This window comes from Anabaena sp. UHCC 0253 (genome assembly GCF_009712085.1).
Classification (GTDB): domain Bacteria; phylum Cyanobacteriota; class Cyanobacteriia; order Cyanobacteriales; family Nostocaceae; genus Dolichospermum.
Map to the genome: position 1 here is coordinate 143,915 of NZ_VILD01000006.1, position 19,105 is coordinate 163,019.

The window sequence follows — 19,105 nt, forward strand, 5'->3', positions numbered from 1 at the left end:
AGAGGAGCAGAGGAGCAGAGGAGAAAATCTTCTTTGCAACTGACAACTGACAACTGACAACTGACAACTGACAACTGACAACTGACAACTGACAACTGACAACTGACAACTGACAACTAACAACTGACAACTAACAACTGACAACTAACAAATTAAAAATATTGCTAATCCTAACCATAGTAAAAACGCATATCGAGTTAATTGTAAAGCTTTATCAATAGAATCAGGAGTTATGGGATAAATAGCATCTCCTAAAAGTGGTTTATCTTTAGCTACTCCACGATACCAATTTATTCCTCCCATTTGCACACCTAAAACCGCAGCATAGGCACATTCACTCCAACCAGAATTGGGACTTGGATCTTTAATGGCATCCCGGCGGCAAATTCGCCAGACATTTAAAGGTTTCAAGGATAGTAACGATAGAGTTATCACTGTTAATCTACAAGGCAACCAAGTAAAACAATCTTCCCATCGCGCACTAAACCAACCAATATCGGTGTAAGGTGCTTCCTTATAACCAATCATAGAATCTAGAGTGCTACTAGCTTTATATGCTAAAGCTAAAGGAGCAGAACCAATTACAGGTATAAACGCACCGATAATGGCATAAAAAAGAGGAGCCATGACTCCATCGGTAGCATTTTCTGTTACAGTTTCCAAGATTGCTCGTAAAACTTCTGCTGCTGAAAGATTGGCTGTATCTCTACCAACATAATTACTTAAAACTTGTCGAGCTTGTGTTAATTCTCCTAAGATTAAGGGTTTAATAACCTCCGTTGCTGCATCTCGTAAACTCTTGAGTGCAAAACAACTAGCTAAAAGAATGCTTTCTATAGCGATTCCTAAGAATGGATGTATCCATTTGGCACTTTGAATTATTACCCAGCCAACTAAAGCACTACCAATCATTAAAATCATGGCAATGACAATTCCGGCCAGACGCTGAGTGAGAGAATTTTGACAATATTGCAGGGCTAATTTACTCAACCGAGAAATTACTCCACCCATGACTCGTACCGGATGAGGCCAATTCCAAGGATCTCCTATTAAATAATCTAAAAATGCAGCCAAAACTAAAACCAAAGCGGCGGATCTCATTTGTTCTTGATTTTTTGTCTTTTAGATGATGATTGATGCTGAACTGATGACTAAACCACAAAATTGGCTTCTTCACCTAAAGAGGCTTGCCAACTACGAGCGTCATAATAAAGGTCAGCCAGAGTGATACTGAATAAAGCTTCTTTGAGTTTTTGGTTAAGTCTCTGCCACAAAGTGAATGTTACCCAATCTTCTGTTTGAGCAGGTGTAGGATTATTCAGAGGTAAATTAGTGATATTTTCACCAACAGCCTCTAAAATTTGGCCAATAGATATTTGTGCAGGTTTTTTTGCTAATTGGTATCCACCGACGCTACCACGAATAGAAGTCACCAATCCTGCCCGACGCATTTCTATTAGTAGTTTTTCTAGATAAGGTGCAGGAATATCTTGACGTTTGGCGATCGCTCTGACCGATTCAGGTCCATATTTGGGACGTAAACTCAAATCTAGCAATGCTTTCACACTGTAGTGTCCCCTCGTCGTTAGTTTCATATTGCAGTTGTCATAATTTTTTTGATGCCCCTCATCACTTTTCCCTATTTTCTGCTTTTATGAGTAATTTCCAAAATCCCATCGGCAGACAATACTGCTCTCATTGTCGGAAAAGGGGGAAGGGCAAGAAAAATCTTTAACCTTTTCCCCAACCAACTTACTAATTACCAATTCTTCACCAAGTTGTATTGAGTCTAGCAGGAATTGACAATCTATCTATCGTAGCTATCAGCATGATCATAATTCTATTTCATATAATTTCTTGACAATATTGATAATAGTGCAACAATTTTGTCTATGAGTGTAATATACTTGGCTAGGCTGATATAAAAAACTAAAGGATTCTGTTCTTGTTAGCTCAATGTCAGCTAAAATAAAATCCACTCAACAACTTCAAAAATTCATTTTCGACCTAAGTTGATGCCTAAACAGAAAAAAATTGAACCCCTAGTCGGTGAAGAACTGCTCAAAAAAGTTAAAGAGCTAGAAGCCCTCAGCAAAGACGAAAAAGCTAAACAGTGTGGCTACTATACTGTTACCAAAAATGGTATAGAGCGCGTCAATATGATGAAATTCTTGAATGCCTTAATTGATGCCGAAGGTATTCAGTTGGATAGTTCACCCAGTGCTAACGGACGCGGTGGACGCAGTGCCAGCTATAGAATTAGTGTGCAACAAAACGGTAACTTGCTAATCGGTTCAGCTTATACAAAACAGATGAATCTGAAACCCGGTGATGAGTTTGTCATTACTTTAGGGAAAAAGCACATTCGACTCCGGCAAATAGATGCAGAATCACTAGAAACTGCCGAAGTAGAAGCTACAGCTTAAATAAATATTCATTAGTCAGTTGTGAGTTGTCAGTTGTCAGTGGTTTAGTTTTACCTCTGACGGCTGAATACTGGCCACTGACCAATTACCAATTACCAATTTCTTCTATATATTCGGTAGTTGGTAGAATTGGTAAATAGTGATGTAGTGTCTTAGTGATTGCTGTTAAATTACAGGTTAATTCAATTTGCTCTCTTTCTAATAAACCCAGAATAAAATCAGGATTGTCTTTAGACACAACTGGTAATTGATGTAAACCACGTAATGCCATGCGGTCTAAAGCCTCAGACAAGGGTTCATTTTCCCAAGCATAGAGAATATCAGTAGTACAAATATCTATCAGCTTTTGATTAAATAAATGATCCTGAATTTCAGTAGATGAATGAGGATAATTTTCCCATAGAGAAAGAGTCCGCTTAATATCTTCTAGGGAAAGAATTCCCACTAACTTTGCAGTCTCATCATCAATAATCAAAGCACTGCGTGTCCGTTCTTTTGTCATTTCTACCGCAGCTTCTATAACTCCTAGAGTTGCTGATAATTTTTTCGGACAAGTGTGCATAGCATCTGCTACTAACAGTTGCTGCCACATTTCCACCTTTTCATCTTTTAACTCTGGTAAACCAATCTGTTGCAGATTGGTATTAGCATCTACAGTTGGCTTAATTCGTTCCACTAGCCAAACACTTAAACCTACTGCGGCCATTAAAGGTAAAACAATCCGGTAATCGCGGGTTAATTCAAATAACATTAAAATTGCTGTTAATGGCGCTCTCACACTAGCTGCTAAAACCGCTGCCATACCTACCATTGCATAGGCTGGAGGGGCAGCCATATATTCCCCAATCGTTGGTGCTACCAAAGTCAGAAATTTAGCATAAGCAGACCCAAAGGACGCACCTAAAAACATAGCTGGGGCAAATAATCCACCAACAAAACCACTACCTGAACTGACCGCTGTCATCAGCAGTTTTAAAACCAGTAATATTAATAATAGATTCAGGGAAAAATCCTCATCCTGTAGCATTGCTTGGACAGTATCATAGCCAATACCCAGGATTTGTGGGTAGCGCCAACTGACAGCACCAATAATTACACCACCAATAATGGGCTGAATTGACTGAGGAATTTTACCTAGTAACTTTAATCCTGGTAAATTTCCCGCAAAACCAGCCTTAGCTAAACGAATTGATTCAGTATAAGTTACAGCAATTAAACTTGCACCTAAACCTAAACCAAGATAAAGCGGTAATTCTAAGTAACTACGAACTTGATAAGCAGGTAAAGCAAAAGCTGGTTGTGAACCCAAGCCAATTTGAGCAATTAAAGCAGCCACTACAGCGGCCAGCAATACTACGCTCACAGCCGAAGTGGCAAAATATGTAGTCCCCATAACTACTTCTAAGGCAAAAAATACTCCAGCAATGGGAGCATTAAAACCAGCAGCTAAACCAGCAGCCGCCCCAGCACCCAAAAGTAACCGCTGACGTTCTTGAGAAACTTGTAATATATCAGACAACAACACTCCAAAATTAGTACCAATTTCTACACTTGGTCCTTCTGGTCCTAAAGATGCACCACTACCTAAAGAAACAGCCGCAGCAATCATTTTTGTGACTGGTCTTAATGGTTTCTTTGCTTCTTTCCCTTGAGAAACCGCTATGAGAGATGAAAGTCCCGGTCCAAAATCTTGAGTGCGCCAACGCATGAGGCCAACAATGATTCCACCTAGAGTGGGAACAGCCGCTAAAGTCCAAGCACCCCAAACACCAATCTGTCCCATGAAATTTTCCAGCATGAAGTTGTTAATTAGCTGGATTAAATAGTGAAAGGTAACTATCCCCATACCTGTACTACCGCCAATTAAAATGGCTAAAAATAACACTACTGTTTCTGGGGAAGGCTGAAAACGATTAATTAATGGAGTCAACCGCAGGGAAGGTGTGGGAAAAGCAGGGGATTCCCTGACCTTGCTCTGTGGTACAGGAGGCAAGATAGTCATTGATAAATGGGGTAAATGGGGGAAAAATTCTATTTTTTTAGCTGTTATTTTTAATTGTGGTTCATTATGAGAATAAATGCTTGATTAATAAATAGCAGGATCAAATTAGTTTGAATGTTACATATTTTTACCCAATTGTGGGGTAAATTGCTAGTTAGGCAAGGTATATTGTCCGAGTCAATACTCCTCGGTTTAAAGCTAAGTAGGTGGGCGTTAAAAATTGTCGTTGGGGCAAGGGAACAGGGAACAGGGAACAGGGAACAGGGAACAGGAAGAGAGTTTTGGGCGATTTTACTTTTCCTCGCATACCTTTAAATTTGTCTGTTCACCTACTTAGTACCACAGGCTAGAATTAATAATTAAAAATTTAAAAAGTAGGCGATACCAGCTTTTTGCGGGTTTTTAATAGTTGACAAGCTGTAAGTATGAATAAAAATTAGACACAAATACACTTTCAGCCTGATCACCTGCTATAAATATGGAAGGCTGTAGCAGGGTTGGTGATTTTTTAGTAAAATTCAATACAGATATTGTTAAAGTGAATAAATGGACTAGGCGGACGAGCTAGATGAGTACAAATACCTTTTGATAATCGTTATGTTACTTGCCCAATTTGTCAAAGAAATAATAGAACAATGCCAATTAAGAGTTATATTGGTTTGTTTACCTGTCCTTATTGTCAAGAAAAGTTAGTTGTTTGTCAAAGTGGACACTATGTGCGTGATCCATTTATTTGGAGACAAATGATTATTTCTTCGGCTTTACGTCGTCAAAGCCGACCTTTAGCGAGAATAATCAGGGATTTTATTTTCATTAAGCGTCCTCTATTGTCCTTAGCTGTGGGAAGTGCTATTTTTTTGACTATTGTCACTATGACTCAAGATAATATGAGTTACGATCGCCAAGAGATTTTGAAAATTGAAAGTATAAAAAAAGATAATCATTAAAACAGCAAGAAGGGGAGGGTCAAAAGAAGCAGGGGAGCAGGGAGCAGGGGAGCAGGGGGAAAGAGTTTTAGATACCTTTTAAATTTTTCTGTTCGCCTACTTACACTGTACCTGACGGTACAGTGTAGATAGTTTACAAATGTTTGCTGTCTTTGGTAATTAATTGCCAATCTTCTACTTGATCTACTACTTTAATAGATTTAATTTGTAGGTTTTTTAAGGTAGATTTGTTGATGAGAAAGTAAGGTTGGCTATGATACTGCCAAAAATATTCCAGATCACCAGTAGAAACAGGAATGATAGTGCGATCGCTATAAAAATCCAAAGCAGGACGATGGTAGGGAAAAGATGTATAGATTTCCTGAACTGCTGGGTTTGTTTTAGCTATCATTGCTGCTACTGGTTTAACGGGATAGGCTGTATTTAATTCCCAAATCCAGTAATTAGATCTCATGAGCAGGAATAAGGAAAGATAACTTCCCCAAATTAAAACTTTGAGAAATTGCCTATCCCCTCGTTCTGCTAAAATTGCGGCTAAAGTCATAGTTAACGCTACAGTTGCAAAAATTATCTGTAACTCGGCTTTAGCTAAAGTCCGCCAACTAAAATAAATACTCCCCGCCGAAGCAACTACCGCCAATATAGCTAAACTTGTTACCCAAGCACGGGGATAGCCGGAAAATGCAGGTGCATTTTCCATATCTGCCAACTGAAATCCAAATGCTAATGCCAAGCTAGGATAAATGGGGAGAATATACCAAGGAAATTTGACGCTAATTAGGGAAATGATTAATAGATAAACACCACACCAAACAATTAGTAATTTTGCCCAACTTAAATTATTATTTTCCCAGGTAATGCGGATAGTTTGGGGTAAAAATATCAGCCAAGGCCATGTCCACTTGCAAATTTCTAGAAGATAATACCAAGATGGTTCTGAAGCGTCTTTAGTAATAGTTGCCATCTTGGGTAAAGATGTATTGACATCAATTTGGCTGAAGGGATAACCATAGTGTAATAGCTGAAACCCGTACCAAAAAAATACAGGTAGACAACCAATAAAAATGGCCATCCAGAAATAATAACAAGTCAGTAATCTGGGTGTATCCCAATAGAGAAATACTAAGACAACCGCGCCTAAATAAATACCCATCATCCCTTGAGTCAGACAAATTAAGCCAAAACTCAGACCTACACCCAAGCAATAACGTAAATCACGGCGCGATCGCAACAAAAACCAGATCATCAATATTAAAAAACTGACAACCACACCATCAAACAATGCCAACCTACCATAACGGACAACAGGTAGCATTGTCAGATAAATCCAAGAACTATAAATAGCAGCCCAACGTTGCCGAAATATTTCTCGTCCAATGCAATATAGCAAGGGGACAGAACTTGCTGTCAAAATAGCACTAGGTAGGCGAGTTGTCCATTCATTGACACCACCTATGGCATAAGCCCCAGCGATTAACCAGTGGATTAGCGGTGGGCTGTGATGATATGGTTCACCACCCAATGTTGGGTAAAGCCAACGCATAGAACCTGGGGGGGCTTGCCAAATTTCCCGTGCTACCCGTGCGATCGTTCCCTCCTCACCATCTTGTAAGGGTAAGCCACCAAGATTGATGCTGAACAGTATCACTGCTGCCAATAGTAAGACTATTAGCCATAGCCAATCCATCTTTTTCTCAACCACACGGTGCTGTTTTTCTAGATGACTCCAAATAAAGCTTCCTTCTTGCATATTCTATGCTAATCATTTGACTGCGGGGTTTGATTACATAGAGATCAAAGCAAATCTCCAATGTTGCCATCCAGGAACAACCTAATTTTCACAAACAATGGCTAGATCCCAAATTAGCGCAGTTTTCTAGGAACAGAGATAATTTTTTAGCGAAGATTTCTTTATTGATTTTTAAGGAAGTTTACAAGCACCTTGACGCTTAAATGATATAAATATTACCATCAGTATTTGGTCAATTATCCGGAAGGAGAATGTAAATGAACCTACCTTTTATTTTAGATGTGGCACTTGGTTTAATTTTTATTTACTTGATTTTAAGTTTGCTGGCTTCCGAAATTCAAGAATTATTATCAACAGTTTTGCAATGGCGTGCTGAACACTTGCGAAGATCAATTGAAATTCTCTTAGCTGGTGATGTTCAAGATTCAGATAGTCAGGAAGTAATTCAACTAGTTAATAAAATTTACGATAATCCTTTAATTAGAAGTATTAATCAAGAAGCTAAAGGTTTATTAGCAACTTTACCGCGCAAAGCTACTTGGGTAATTGGTTCATGCTTTAATATTTTAAGAAAGTCTAGTTCTAGACTCCGCAAAGAAACTGTTTTTGGTGATCAGAAACATAGTGCGCCTTCCTATATTGGCGGTGATAATTTTGCTAGTACCTTTATGGATACGCTCCAACTACCAATGCTGGTTCAGAAATTAACGGAAATTCGTTTAGATAATTTCAAAAAAGAACGTTTAGATGATATTAGACAAATTTTAATTCAGTTGCAGATTTATATTAATAATCAGGAATTATCTAGTGAATTTGCTACGAATATTGCTACAGATTATAAACAATTGGAATTAGAGTATAGTCATATTGTTAATGAATTTACCAATGATAAATATGATATATATATGAGTATTAATCGCATGAGAGATTGCCTGGATAAATATATAGAGAGTTTTCAGGCAAATATCGGTGATCATGGCGATATTTTAAATAAGTCTTTACGGGAACTAAAATTTTTAAGAAAAGATATTTTTGAAGATGCAGAAAAAGCTATAGTGCTGGGAGGATTAAGGCCTAATATTAATGAAATTGTTAAATTTCTCAAAAAAGGTAGTGATGTTCATGATGAAGTGATAACAGCTATCCAAGATAGAGATAGTGAAACTTACAAAAAAGTGAAAGAACTAATTGATATTTTGCCAGAGTCTGTAGTTAAGAATATTGAAACTATGGCAAAACGCGCTCAAATGAAGGCAAAAAGCACTGAGGAGGGGATTACTCTGTTACGAAAAGAAATTGAAAATAGTTTTGATAGCTCTATGGAAAGAGCCGGTGGTGTTTATAAACGTAATGCTAAAGGGGTAGCAATTCTAATTGGGATAACTTTAGCTCTGACAGCCAATGCAGATACTTTTCATATTATTAACCGCTTATCAAAAGATTCTTTATTGCGAGAAATAATTGTTGATAGAGCTACTCAAATAGTCCCCCCATCATCTAATCCTTCAGATATGTATAACATAAATCCTAATGAGGTTTTGAAGGATATTAATTTACCAATTGGTTGGACATCTGTTAACTTAAATGAGCAAATCAACCGCACAAACTATAGAATCAATGATTTACCTGTTTTTAGTGTTTTAACTATGATTGCAGGTTGGGTTGTTAGTGGTATTGCTATTTCTATGGGTGCATCTTTTTGGTTTGATTTACTCAGTAAAGTCATGAATGTGCGTAATTCTGGGAAAAAAAATAAACAATCTTCTAGAAATCAAGATGAATAATTCCTAATTCAGATCCCCGATTTCTTTAAGAAGCTATTACGGGCGAAGCATTCGGACAATAGTCTTGGAAAAAATGGATAATTTATCGCCCGAATGCTGATGCTTCCAGCACGCTCCGCGAACGCCCCTACCTCCTGCTGTATTGCTAATTTAGAAGATAAAAATTATCTTTAAATACCATTCTGGATTTTGACGGATAATTTGGATTTGTTGAATAAATTCGCGGAAGTAAAATCGTCTTTCTACTTCTGATAAGTCTAACCAAAATTGAGGAATGGAAACAGCTTGAGCGACGGAACGTAAATTGACAGGAGGAAGAATCGCTAACTTGGCTTGAAGTTCAGAAATTTCTGTGCGGATTTTATAAGCTCTTAATTTTGCAGTTTCTGGATCTAAAATTCCCGTTTCTATTAAAGTGGGTAATTGTTGCAGGATTTCTTGCTGACGAGATATGCGATCGCTTACACTATTTTTAATCGCATCTAATTGGGGAAAATCCATCCCCGCAACAGCTAAAGGTAAATCTCGACAAACACTATCAATAGTTTTTTGCAAAATTTCTTGGTAAGGAATAGCACGACATTTTGGTTGTTGAGAACAGTTGCTTGGGCGTAAATATAGATACTCTTTATCTTGATGACGCTGGGTAACACGGGAGACAATCATCTGTGATTGACATTGATTACAAATGACTAAACCTGCTAAAGAACGGGGCGCACTCGCAGTCCGTGATGGTAAACGGCTGTTGCGTCGCAGTAGTCTATCAACTTGTGCGGCTTCTTCCCTAGAGATAATTGCTCCATGAGTATTGGAGATAATTTCACTATTCTGATAAGCGGTATCACCCCGATAAACTGGATTAGTTAACCACCGTCTACCAGTAGTTACAGAAATTGTTTTACTGTATTTTTTACCTAAATAACGGACAGAAGCACGTAGAGAACCATAAAGTAGAAAGTGTTCAAAAAAATCTTTAACGACAGGTGAAGTGGTGCGATCAATGATATATTTCCCTTGTCCTCTACGGTAGCCATAGGGTGATTTTCCCGGTGGTGGTGAGGCTTCTAGCCGATTGCGAGCGTGTCCTTGACGGATACTGCGGCTGCGTTGTTGACGTTGGATTTCTTGTAATACTTCCAGGAGTTCAGCGCGGATGTGACTAGATTTGGAGGTGTATGGCTGTTGTGTCGCAATTACCATGACTCCCATTGCTTCTAATTGATTGAGGCGATCGCTCACTTGGGCTAGATTATCACCTAATTCTTCTAAGCGGCGAACCAGAAGATAATTTACTGTTTCTCTTTGACAATCAATTAATAATTGTTGTAATTGGGTACGTTTTCCCAAATCTTCATAAATTTTATCTACTTCCCAACCCCAGTCACCTTGATTGGGAACTGGATCTAGTAATGGATCAGTATAAATATAAACAATGATTTTCATAATGGGAAATATGGGATAATTATATATTTTCCTTAATTATTAATGATAAAAACTTGAATACCCTACTGATTATGAGATACTGATGACATTCTCCTAGCTGTTCCATAAACTGTGAGTCTGGAAACTGATATTTAAACAATCAAACTTTTTGTTGCAAAATACAAGATCAAAAGATCGTCAATTATCAGTGATTAGAACCACCTACAATTCGTCATCCGTAGTCATCATAATGTATGGATTCTCTTCAGGTTGACACAGTTGAATTGCTGAATGTAACAATTCCCGATCTTGATTCTTCACCAACTCAACAGTTTCCTGAGCGATTTGCTAAAAATGCTATTCGCACCAGTTTGCGAGCTTCTACTATAGACGCTATTTTCGCATCTGTTTTTTCCTTGAGTACAGGGGGAATTTTACTAAGTAATTTCTTAGTTGAGTTGAATGCTACTCCAGTGATATTTGGGATGTTGTCATCAATTCCCATGCTGGTAAATTTCATTCAACCTGTGGGTGCTTACATCTCAGAACAAACTACCAGTCGGTTTAAATTTTCTCTATTAACTTTTGGAACTTCCCGTTTGTTGTGGTTAATTCTGGTAATTGGCATTTTTGCTAATAATTCTAGTTTAATAAATTCCCAGCAACTGGTTGTACTAACTCTGTCAATTGTTCTGTTTAGCCATCTGCTCGGAGGGCTAGGAAGTGCGTCTTGGCTGAGTTGGTTAGCACTTATTGTTCCTCGTCGGTTACGAGGTAGATATTTTGGTATTCGGAATAGCGCCTCTAATCTGACAAATTTAATATGTGTACCTTTGACTGGATTAGTTATATCTCATTGGTACGGTGGAGCGATCCAAGGCTATGGTTTAGTTCTGTTTTTAGGTATTATTTGTGGACTAATTGGTTTAGGTTGTCAATATTTTAAGGTAGATATAAATCCTCAATTACAAAATCAGAATCGTCTGACTTTTTGTGAAAGTCGCACTAATGTTAGTGACAAAATCATTGATGCTATGTGTACAAATGAGGATTCTTTGACTGCTAGTATTTGGCAAAACTCTAACTTTTTAATATTTCTGGTTTATTTTAGTATATGGATGTTGGCTGTTCATTTGAGCGCACCTTTTTTCAATCTCTATTTACTAGATACTTTAGATTTAGATGTCACTTTAGTAACTATTTATGGCAGTCTTCAGACAGGTGCAAATCTTTCGATGCTGATTATGTGGGGTAAATTAGCTGATAAGATTGGCAATCGTCCTATTTTAATTTGTATTGGTGTTTTAGTAGCAATTACACCATTATTGTGGTTAGGAATTGGCACTGATCACCTTGATTTGTGGTTGTGGTTGCCGCTTTTACATATTTTTATAGGTGTGACTTGGGCGGGAATTGACCTGTGTACTACTAATATGTATTTGGGAATTGCCCCTGTCAAAAATCAATCAATCTATTTTGCGATCGCTGCTGCTGTAGCAGGAGTTAGCGGGGCTTTAGGAACAACAATCGGCGGTTTTATTGCCCAAACACCTGGTTTTGGCGGTTTATTAGGCTTGTTTGCCATATCTAGCATTTGTAGATTAGTAGGGTTAATTCCCCTGATTTTTGTCAAAGAACCAGGGAAATAAGAGTCAGTTGTCAGTTGTCAGTTGTCAGTTGTTAAGAAGTTTTCCTTTCCCCCTGCCCCCTGCCCCCTGCTCCCTGCCTCTTCTCTGTCACCTGTCACCTGTCACCTGTCACCTGTCACCTGTCACCTGTCACCTGTCACCTGTCACCTGTCACCTGTCACCTGTCACCTTACTCCTTACTCAACAGAGGTGGAACTCAATTTCATGGTTTCCCACAGAACCATGTTTGGTGTAGTTGTGGGTAGAGGTTGATGTAGAGCAATTAGTTGTGTCAACGTAGATTTTAATTGTGTCCGAGAGACGATATCATCAACAAATCCGTGTTTGAGTAAGTCTTCTGCTGTCTGAAAATCTTCAGGTAGTTTTTCTCTGAGAGTTTGTTCAATTACTCGTCTTCCTGCAAAACCAATAGTTGCTTTTGGTTCAGCGATGATGATATCACCCAACATGGCGAAACTAGCTGTAACACCTCCGGTAGTGGGGTTAGTTAAAATGGGAATATATAATAGTTTAGAATCTCGATGACGTTGTAGGGCGGCGGAGATTTTGGCCATTTGCATTAAAGAGAGCATTCCTTCTTGCATTCTTGCACCACCGGATGTGCAGATAATGACAACAGGATAACGGCGTTGGGTGGCTTGTTCAATCATGCGGGTGAGTTTTTCCCCGACAACAGAACCCATGCTTCCACCCATAAACCGGAAGTCCATGACTCCTAGTGCTATGGGTAAAGTGTTTATTTGTCCCAAACCAGTTTTAACAGCATCTATAAGTCCTAGTTTTTCTTGTGTTTCTAGCAGGCGATCGCTATAGAGTTTGCGATCGCGGAATTGCAAGGGATCAGTGGGGCGCAAATGTTCATCTAATGGTTTCCAGGTATTAACATCAATTAATTGACGAATCCGTTCATCACTATCAACGCGATTATGATGTCCACATTCAACGCAAACCATTTGATTGGCTTTCAAATCTTTTGCATAGCTTAAAACGCCACATTTGGGGCATTTATGCCATAAACCGTCAGCAATTTCCCGTTCTTGGCGTTCTAAATTGGTACTTCCTGATTTACGCCGATTTGCGAACCAATCAAATAGAGACTTTAAACCGCGTGATTCTTCGTTGTTTGCCATTTTTATTTTATGTAATGAAGTATGAGGTCAAAAAGCAGGCCAATCAAATAACAATTGATTGACAACACCTCTCCAGGTTGGTAGAGATTGAGAATTGTAGATTTTGGATTGAAGATTTATGAAGAAAGGTGTCAGCGAGTCAGGAGTCAGGATGAAGAATATTGGCAAAATCCCACAGATTCAAGATTTTGGCTAAATTATTAAGCATGATCCTGAAAGTCTTATTTATTCTGATTGCTTAGATATTACCAAAATCTGCAATGTCAGTGAGGTAATGGCAGCTACAGTCATCTGGGATGGAGGTTTGGGTTGATAAAACCATAAGCATGAGACAAAAAAAGATTTAAAAAATGATTTTAAGATCCAGGCAAAAATAATCTCATATAGTGGGACAAAATAGTTTCACCGCTAAAGACAGTGATTACCGCACCTAAAGCTAGAAATGGACCGAAAGGCATCTTTTGTCCCAGTTGGTGACGAGAGAGAATAATTGCTCCACCACCGATAATTACTCCCAAGGTACAGGAGATAAAACCCGCTAGGAGTAAATAACGCCATCCTAACCATGCTCCCATCATGGCGGCTAATTTAGCATCACCTGCACCCATGACTGTTTTGCCAAAAGCTAGAGAACCTAAAAAGGCGATCGCATCAAACAGCCATAAACCGAGAACTGCACCAGCTATCCCTGTCATTAAGCGTTTGGACAATCCCGCTATCGTCGGTTCTGATAACCAACCAACGGCTATCTGAAAGACTATTCCTAGAATTAAACCTGACTTAGTAAGTGAGTTAGGTAAGGTCATTGTATCTAAATCTATGAGAGATAAAGCTAATAACCAACTACAAAAAGCCCAATATCCGATTGTGAAAATCGAAAATTGAAAAACCCAAAATACTATTAAAAATATTATCCCCGTTAACGCCTCTACTAATGGATAACGGCGAGAAATCTTAGTTTGGCAATAACGACACCGCCCTTTTAACCATAACCAACCAAAAACCGGAACGTTATCATAGGCTTTTAACCTATTTAAGCACTTCGGACACCGAGAAGGTGGCCACAGCACAGATAAACCAGCCGGTAGCCGATAAACTACGACGTTAATAAAACTACCTAGAGATGCACCCAAGGCAAAAACAATGATACTTGCTAAGATATTAATTGGAATGTCCATATTGTTATTTGTCAACTGTCAGTTGTTAACTTATGACTAATGACTAATACATATAGGACTCAATTTGATTCAACGGTACAAAACACTCTTGTGGTAACAGCACTGGGTACTGAGTAAAAATAACTTTACCCCGATGAGTTACCCGACTAATTGCCACTCCTACTGCTTTCCCTACTATTTCTGGATGTACTTCACAGTAGGTGTAGTAAATTTGACTAGCAGCCTTAATTACAGCAGGATCAATCAAAGACGAATACTTTTTGGGAGGGGTAAAATTTGCCTGTTCTTGTTGTAAAGCGTACACTATTGCTTTTTTGTGATTTGTAGGTTTGCTATATATAAATACTAGACAAGTCTAAATATTTATGTTTTACTTCAAAGGTATTGGTTATTCCTTTGTAAATTTACAAGTGGTAGTTGACCATACTAGCGGATTATAACGCACTAGGATTCATAAAATTAATTGCTTTTAGTTTATCTGAAAGTTTTAACAATAGGTGTTAAAATTTCCAGATTTATACTTTAACGTGATTTTAATTCCAGAATCTCTATCAGTGCCTCGCCCATAGCTTGACAACCTACCAGTTTCATTCCTGGGGACATGATATCGCCGGTGCGATCGCCTTGTTGTAAAACTTGTAACACTCCATTTTCAATTAAGTCTGCTGCTTCTGGTTGGTTTAAAGCATAACGCAACATCATTGCCGCACTGAGAACCTGTGCCAAAGGGTTGGCTTTATCAAGTCCGGCAATATCTGGGGCTGAACCGTGAACTGGTTCATAAACACCGGGACCATCAGCACTTAAACTTGCGGATGGTAACATTCCAATACTACCAGTTAACATAGCCGCAGCATCGGAAAGAATATCACCAAATAAATTTCCTGTAACAATTGTATCAAATTGTTTGGGAGCGCGAACTAATTGCATGGCGGCGTTATCTACATACAGGTGAGATAATTCCACATCAGTATATTCTGAAGAAAGTTGAGTGATGCGATCGCGCCATAATTGTGATACTTCTAATACATTAGCTTTATCCACAGAACAGAGTTTTCCACCCCGTTTTCTGGCGGTTTCAAAAGCTACTCGCCCAATTCGTTCAATTTCTGATTCTGTGTAAACCATCGTATTTACACCACGTTTTTCTCCGGTTTCTGTGGCAAAAATGCCTTTGGGTTTACCGAAATAAATCCCTCCCGTGAGTTCACGCACCACCATAATATCTACACCTTCCACTACTTCTCGTTTTAAGGTGGAAGCGTCAATTAACTGGGGAATGATTTTCGCGGGACGTAAATTAGCAAATAGTTCTAAACCCGCCCTTAGCCCTAATAAACCTGCTTCTGGGCGTAAGTTAGAGGGAAGGGAATCCCATTTGTAGCCACCAATAGCCGCAAGTAAAACGGCATCGCTATTGCGGCACATATCTAAGGTAACAGCGGGTAGAGGTTCGCCTGTTTCGTCAATAGCCGCACCACCGATTAAAGCTGTTGAAAATTCAAAGCTAATATCAAAGCGTTTACCAACGACTTTTAGCACGTCTACCGCTACGGCCATAATTTCAGGACCAATGCCATCGCCGGGGAGTAGGGTAATGCGGTAGTTTTGAGTCATAATTAGATTTTGCTGGGTAAATGTTTACAGATAGAACATCATACCTAGCAAGTGTACAAAATGGGTAATTGGTGATTGGTGATTGGTAAAATGCTGATTTATTAACTATTTGCCTAAGTTTCATCAATTTCAATCAGTTTTTGTCGAGATGTTGTCCCAGATTTAATTCTGATAGAGGATTTAGGAACATCAAATTTTTTGGCTAATAGTTTAATTAATTCTTCATTGGCTTTACCATCTACTGGTGGTGATTTTAAATGTACATTTAAACTACCATCTGCTAATTCTTCAATTTTTTGTTGTTTGGAATTTGGTTTCACTTTGACTCTTTTTTGCATTATCTATTCCTTGCAGTTTCTTTAACCACAATTAACCCAAAATGATGGAAGATGGATATCTCAAGAAAAAACCCACCGCTATAACGATGAGTTTATAAATGATATAGCAATTCTGGTGTTGCTGATTAAGAGTATGATTTTGTTATGCCTACGGCACGCTGCGCGAACACGCAGAGGCGCAGAGTCTACAGAGAGTAAGAGTTTGAAATCATTGATTTTTGAATTTCATACCCTAATTCAGCAACGCCGCAATTCTCATTTAAGTGAGGTACAAGAAGAAGGAATTAACCGCAGATAAACGCAGATAATTTTGTACCTCGTACGAAATGCTATAATAAATCTTGTTTGGTAATGATCAGGACTAATGAAAAATCAAGGGTTTGAAACCCACGAAGGTGGGTTTTGTCTGTGTAGCCGCGACTTCTAGTCGCCAGGGCGAGTATGAATTTAGACTTTTCAAACATCCTCTTAGAGGATCACAAATTTATCCAATACCTAACATCCTATTGACTTGTGTTAATGCTAAAGGTTTTCGTTCGATATTTTGGAAGCATTCGACTTTTTTTAGTTGTATATAAGCATTTTTGAAATTACTTGTTTTTAATAAAACAATATCTTGATAAACTGCATCTTGAGGACTTTTGATCTCTATTACCAAGTCTTGTAATTGATTTTGGCTAATAGCGAGATTCAGAAATTTTAAAAATACTTCTCGTTTTTTAGAACGAACAGTTACTAAATACCAATTCTCTAGGCTTTGTTCTGATGCGGTTGAATCTATAGGTTCGATTGGTGGCATGATTGACAGTCTGACTTTTTTTGAATTTATTTAAAGAGAAAATTCTGAACTGTGATGTTTATGATTAATTAATCACTCGAATCATAGTTTTGACTTTAGCCAATATTTGTAAGCAGCATAAGCCAAGGTGACTACTCCCGTAATAATAGCAGATTCATCAACTTCAAATTGCGGATGATGCAAGGGATGATTAATAATTCTATCTTCATAGCCTACACCTAAGCGAAACATTGAACCAGGGGCGTGTTCTAAATACACAGAAAAATCTTCTGCACCCAAGGATGGTTCTGGTAAAATTTGCACTCGCTCATGACTCCAAGCTTCTTCCGCTGATGATTGTAATAATTGTGTGAGCGCATTATCATTTTGGACACTGGGTACACCTTGATGATAATTAACTTGATATTTTGCATTATAAGAATTACAAACATTGGCAACTATGTTTTCAATCCAATGTGGTAGTTTATCACGGGTTTCTGGATGAAGCGATCGCACTGTCCCTAATAACTGGACTTTATCAGCAATTACATTGGGCGCTCTCCCGCCATTAATTTGACCAATACTTAATACTACAGGACGTAACGGATTTTGGGTACGGCTAATTGCTTGCTGTAGGGCTGTAATCACTTGAGCCGCAATCCAAATCGCATCTATGGCTTCATGGGGACGCGCACCATGGCCAGATTCACCAATAATGATAATTTCTAAATTATCTGCTGCTGCTGTTAGCGCACCGTAGCGGATACCAATTGCACCGGCAGGAATGGAAGGAAAAACGTGCAACCCTAAAATAGCCGCAACATTGTTCATCACTCCATCTTCTACCATCCAGATTGCTCCTTTGGCAATTTCCTCGGCTGGTTGAAATAAAAATCGGACTTTTCCACCTATTTCATCGGCAATTTGGGCAAGCACCATTGCTGTCCCTAAACCTACTGTAGTATGGATATCATGACCACAAGCGTGCATAACTCCTTCTATTCGAGAAGCATATTCTAAATTTGTGCGTTCTTGAATGGGCAAAGCATCCATGTCAGTGCGAATTGCGAGGATTTGACTACTATGTTGAGTCCCTTTCAATTCACCAATGACACCTGTTTTACCTATGCCCTCTTCTACGTGCAAGTTATTGGCAGATAAGACTCCGGCAATGAAAGCAGCGGTTTGATATTCTTGCCCACTCAGTTCTGGGTGTGCATGAATATGTCGGCGAATTTCGACTAATCGGGGTGCAATGGTTGTTGTTAAGTCTTTGATTCGGTTCAGCATAGAAATAATTTTAATTCATTCCAAAATTTGAGTAGTAAGCGATCGCCAATTGTCATTTCTCAGATTTGTTCAGCAGGTGTTGTTTTTACAAGCGATCGTCATGATTCTCCCCAATCAATTATTTTATATGGTTTAGATAACATGATGTGTTGCTGAGGATTCCATAATTAATTAAAAGGTATGGGAATAGTGGAATTGACTGAATCACGTTTGTGCAATTTATTAAACCAATTTCCTAAGTTAGGATACTGTAAAATCCAATCTTCATCTAAGCGTAAACTATAATAACCCATTGAACATAATGCTGCTACATCTGCTGCTGTCCAGGCTTCATCACCTAATAAGTATTGATGCTGGGTTAATTGTTGTTCAAAAATTGGTAAAAGGCGATTAATTGAAGTTTCCAATTTTATCCGCTGACGAGTCGGGGCTAAATTATTGGTTAAATTGAGTATCCATAAGTTGATGATCATCTCACCTAAATTATCTGCTAACTCTTCCCATTTTCGACACTCAAGCCGTGACCGAGGAGTATTTGGATAAAAACTAGGTTGTGGATAAGTTTCATCTAAATATTCCGCAATTAATGTAGAATCCCAAATAACTGTACCATCTTCTTCTACAAAGACAGGGACTCGACCAATAGGAGAAATTTCTAGAAATTCAGGGGGTTTATTTAGCAGATTAATTTCGTGTAGTTCGCAATCTAAATTTTTCTCTGCTAACAATATGCGGATTTTCCGAGAAAAGTTGGATTGCTGGTGATAATACAATATTCTGTTCATTTAGATATC

At 38.4% G+C, this 19,105-nt stretch carries 17 protein-coding genes; 4 read left to right on the forward strand and 13 right to left on the reverse strand.

What is annotated here, in order from left to right; genetic code table 11:
• Nucleotides 1–144: 144 nt before the first annotated feature.
• Together cbiB and FJR38_RS17365 are read right to left on the reverse strand one after the other, a co-directional pair.
• Nucleotides 145–1,101, reverse strand: coding sequence for an adenosylcobinamide-phosphate synthase CbiB (gene cbiB / locus FJR38_RS17360; RefSeq protein ID WP_168491368.1), 957 nt, complete (start codon nt 1,099–1,101; stop codon nt 145–147).
• Between the two features lie 50 nt (nt 1,102–1,151).
• Entirely contained in the window at nt 1,152–1,595 is a 444-nt protein-coding gene (locus FJR38_RS17365) for an Rrf2 family transcriptional regulator (RefSeq protein ID WP_168491370.1), read from the reverse strand.
• Nucleotides 1,596–2,015: 420 nt separating this feature from the next.
• Here FJR38_RS17365 and FJR38_RS17370 point away from each other — a divergent pair, with 420 nt between their 5' ends.
• Nucleotides 2,016–2,426: an AbrB family transcriptional regulator gene (locus FJR38_RS17370; protein ID WP_168491371.1), complete on the forward strand. Its 411-nt coding sequence runs from the start codon at nt 2,016–2,018 to the stop codon at nt 2,424–2,426.
• 85 nt (nt 2,427–2,511) lie between these two features.
• Here the strand turns inward: FJR38_RS17370 and FJR38_RS17375 are convergent, their stop codons facing one another.
• The gene (locus tag FJR38_RS17375) at nt 2,512–4,428 is read right to left on the reverse strand and encodes a chloride channel protein (protein ID WP_168538429.1); all 1,917 of its coding nucleotides are present in this window, start codon (nt 4,426–4,428) and stop codon (nt 2,512–2,514) included.
• Nucleotides 4,429–5,063: 635 nt separating this feature from the next.
• On the opposite strand from FJR38_RS17375, the gene FJR38_RS17380 reads away from it, so the two are divergent.
• On the forward strand, nt 5,064–5,375 hold the full coding sequence (locus tag FJR38_RS17380) for a hypothetical protein (RefSeq protein WP_254449494.1): 312 nt from the start codon (nt 5,064–5,066) through the stop codon (nt 5,373–5,375).
• 133 nt (nt 5,376–5,508) lie between these two features.
• Here FJR38_RS17380 and FJR38_RS17385 read toward each other — a convergent pair whose 3' ends face one another.
• The gene (locus FJR38_RS17385; RefSeq protein ID WP_168538431.1) at nt 5,509–7,125 is read right to left on the reverse strand and encodes a glycosyltransferase family 39 protein; all 1,617 of its coding nucleotides are present in this window, start codon (nt 7,123–7,125) and stop codon (nt 5,509–5,511) included.
• 257 nt (nt 7,126–7,382) lie between these two features.
• On the opposite strand from FJR38_RS17385, the gene FJR38_RS17390 reads away from it, so the two are divergent.
• Nucleotides 7,383–8,909 carry a hypothetical protein gene (locus FJR38_RS17390; protein WP_168491378.1) on the forward strand — a complete coding sequence of 509 codons (1,527 nt, stop codon included), beginning with the start codon at nt 7,383–7,385 and terminating at the stop codon, nt 8,907–8,909.
• Between the two features lie 150 nt (nt 8,910–9,059).
• On the opposite strand, the gene FJR38_RS17395 is transcribed toward FJR38_RS17390, so the two are convergent.
• Entirely contained in the window at nt 9,060–10,352 is a 1,293-nt protein-coding gene (locus FJR38_RS17395; protein WP_168491380.1) for a recombinase family protein, read from the reverse strand.
• A gap of 233 nt (nt 10,353–10,585) precedes the next feature.
• On the opposite strand from FJR38_RS17395, the gene FJR38_RS17400 reads away from it, so the two are divergent.
• Complete coding sequence (locus tag FJR38_RS17400; protein ID WP_168538433.1) at nt 10,586–11,980, forward strand: MFS transporter; 1,395 nt, start codon at nt 10,586–10,588, stop codon at nt 11,978–11,980.
• Nucleotides 11,981–12,156: 176 nt separating this feature from the next.
• Here the strand turns inward: FJR38_RS17400 and accD are convergent, their stop codons facing one another.
• From accD to FJR38_RS17440, 8 genes are all read right to left on the reverse strand, one after another.
• Nucleotides 12,157–13,110 (reverse strand): acetyl-CoA carboxylase, carboxyltransferase subunit beta, encoded by a 954-nt coding sequence (gene accD / locus FJR38_RS17405; protein ID WP_168491383.1) that lies wholly within the window; start codon nt 13,108–13,110, stop codon nt 12,157–12,159.
• A gap of 356 nt (nt 13,111–13,466) precedes the next feature.
• Complete coding sequence (locus FJR38_RS17410; RefSeq protein ID WP_168538435.1) at nt 13,467–14,288, reverse strand: A24 family peptidase; 822 nt, start codon at nt 14,286–14,288, stop codon at nt 13,467–13,469.
• Between the two features lie 43 nt (nt 14,289–14,331).
• Nucleotides 14,332–14,592 (reverse strand): hypothetical protein, encoded by a 261-nt coding sequence (locus FJR38_RS17415; RefSeq protein WP_168538437.1) that lies wholly within the window; start codon nt 14,590–14,592, stop codon nt 14,332–14,334.
• A gap of 218 nt (nt 14,593–14,810) precedes the next feature.
• Nucleotides 14,811–15,905 (reverse strand): 3-isopropylmalate dehydrogenase, encoded by a 1,095-nt coding sequence (gene leuB, locus FJR38_RS17420; RefSeq protein WP_168538439.1) that lies wholly within the window; start codon nt 15,903–15,905, stop codon nt 14,811–14,813.
• 113 nt (nt 15,906–16,018) lie between these two features.
• Nucleotides 16,019–16,243, reverse strand: coding sequence for a DUF167 domain-containing protein (locus FJR38_RS17425; protein WP_168538441.1), 225 nt, complete (start codon nt 16,241–16,243; stop codon nt 16,019–16,021).
• A 484-nt stretch (nt 16,244–16,727) separates the two neighbouring features.
• The gene (locus tag FJR38_RS17430) at nt 16,728–17,042 is read right to left on the reverse strand and encodes a chromosome segregation ATPase (protein WP_168491391.1); all 315 of its coding nucleotides are present in this window, start codon (nt 17,040–17,042) and stop codon (nt 16,728–16,730) included.
• 81 nt (nt 17,043–17,123) lie between these two features.
• Nucleotides 17,124–18,311: a M20 family metallopeptidase gene (locus FJR38_RS17435; RefSeq protein WP_168538443.1), complete on the reverse strand. Its 1,188-nt coding sequence runs from the start codon at nt 18,309–18,311 to the stop codon at nt 17,124–17,126.
• Nucleotides 18,312–18,478: 167 nt separating this feature from the next.
• Nucleotides 18,479–19,096, reverse strand: a complete 618-nt coding sequence (locus FJR38_RS17440) for a glutathione S-transferase family protein (protein ID WP_168491394.1) — start codon at nt 19,094–19,096, stop codon at nt 18,479–18,481.
• Nucleotides 19,097–19,105: the final 9 nt, after the last annotated feature.

What these genes read in the sequence shown, in the direction of transcription:
- accD (WP_168491383.1), bottom strand. Translation starts at nt 13,110, where the DNA reads ATGGCAAACAACGAAGAATCACGCGGTTTAAAGTCTCTATTTGATTGG.
- FJR38_RS17440 (WP_168491394.1), bottom strand. Translation starts at nt 19,096, where the DNA reads ATGAACAGAATATTGTATTATCACCAGCAATCCAACTTTTCTCGGAAA.
- FJR38_RS17395 (WP_168491380.1), bottom strand. Translation starts at nt 10,352, where the DNA reads ATGAAAATCATTGTTTATATTTATACTGATCCATTACTAGATCCAGTT.
- FJR38_RS17365 (WP_168491370.1), bottom strand. Translation starts at nt 1,595, where the DNA reads ATGAAACTAACGACGAGGGGACACTACAGTGTGAAAGCATTGCTAGAT.
- FJR38_RS17380 (WP_254449494.1), top strand. Translation starts at nt 5,064, where the DNA reads ATGCCAATTAAGAGTTATATTGGTTTGTTTACCTGTCCTTATTGTCAA.
- cbiB (WP_168491368.1), bottom strand. Translation starts at nt 1,101, where the DNA reads ATGAGATCCGCCGCTTTGGTTTTAGTTTTGGCTGCATTTTTAGATTAT.
- FJR38_RS17425 (WP_168538441.1), bottom strand. Translation starts at nt 16,243, where the DNA reads ATGCAAAAAAGAGTCAAAGTGAAACCAAATTCCAAACAACAAAAAATT.
- FJR38_RS17370 (WP_168491371.1), top strand. Translation starts at nt 2,016, where the DNA reads ATGCCTAAACAGAAAAAAATTGAACCCCTAGTCGGTGAAGAACTGCTC.
- FJR38_RS17435 (WP_168538443.1), bottom strand. Translation starts at nt 18,311, where the DNA reads ATGCTGAACCGAATCAAAGACTTAACAACAACCATTGCACCCCGATTA.
- FJR38_RS17385 (WP_168538431.1), bottom strand. Translation starts at nt 7,125, where the DNA reads ATGCAAGAAGGAAGCTTTATTTGGAGTCATCTAGAAAAACAGCACCGT.
- FJR38_RS17400 (WP_168538433.1), top strand. Translation starts at nt 10,586, where the DNA reads ATGGATTCTCTTCAGGTTGACACAGTTGAATTGCTGAATGTAACAATT.
- FJR38_RS17410 (WP_168538435.1), bottom strand. Translation starts at nt 14,288, where the DNA reads ATGGACATTCCAATTAATATCTTAGCAAGTATCATTGTTTTTGCCTTG.
- FJR38_RS17390 (WP_168491378.1), top strand. Translation starts at nt 7,383, where the DNA reads ATGAACCTACCTTTTATTTTAGATGTGGCACTTGGTTTAATTTTTATT.
- leuB (WP_168538439.1), bottom strand. Translation starts at nt 15,905, where the DNA reads ATGACTCAAAACTACCGCATTACCCTACTCCCCGGCGATGGCATTGGT.
- FJR38_RS17375 (WP_168538429.1), bottom strand. Translation starts at nt 4,428, where the DNA reads ATGACTATCTTGCCTCCTGTACCACAGAGCAAGGTCAGGGAATCCCCT.
- FJR38_RS17430 (WP_168491391.1), bottom strand. Translation starts at nt 17,042, where the DNA reads ATGCCACCAATCGAACCTATAGATTCAACCGCATCAGAACAAAGCCTA.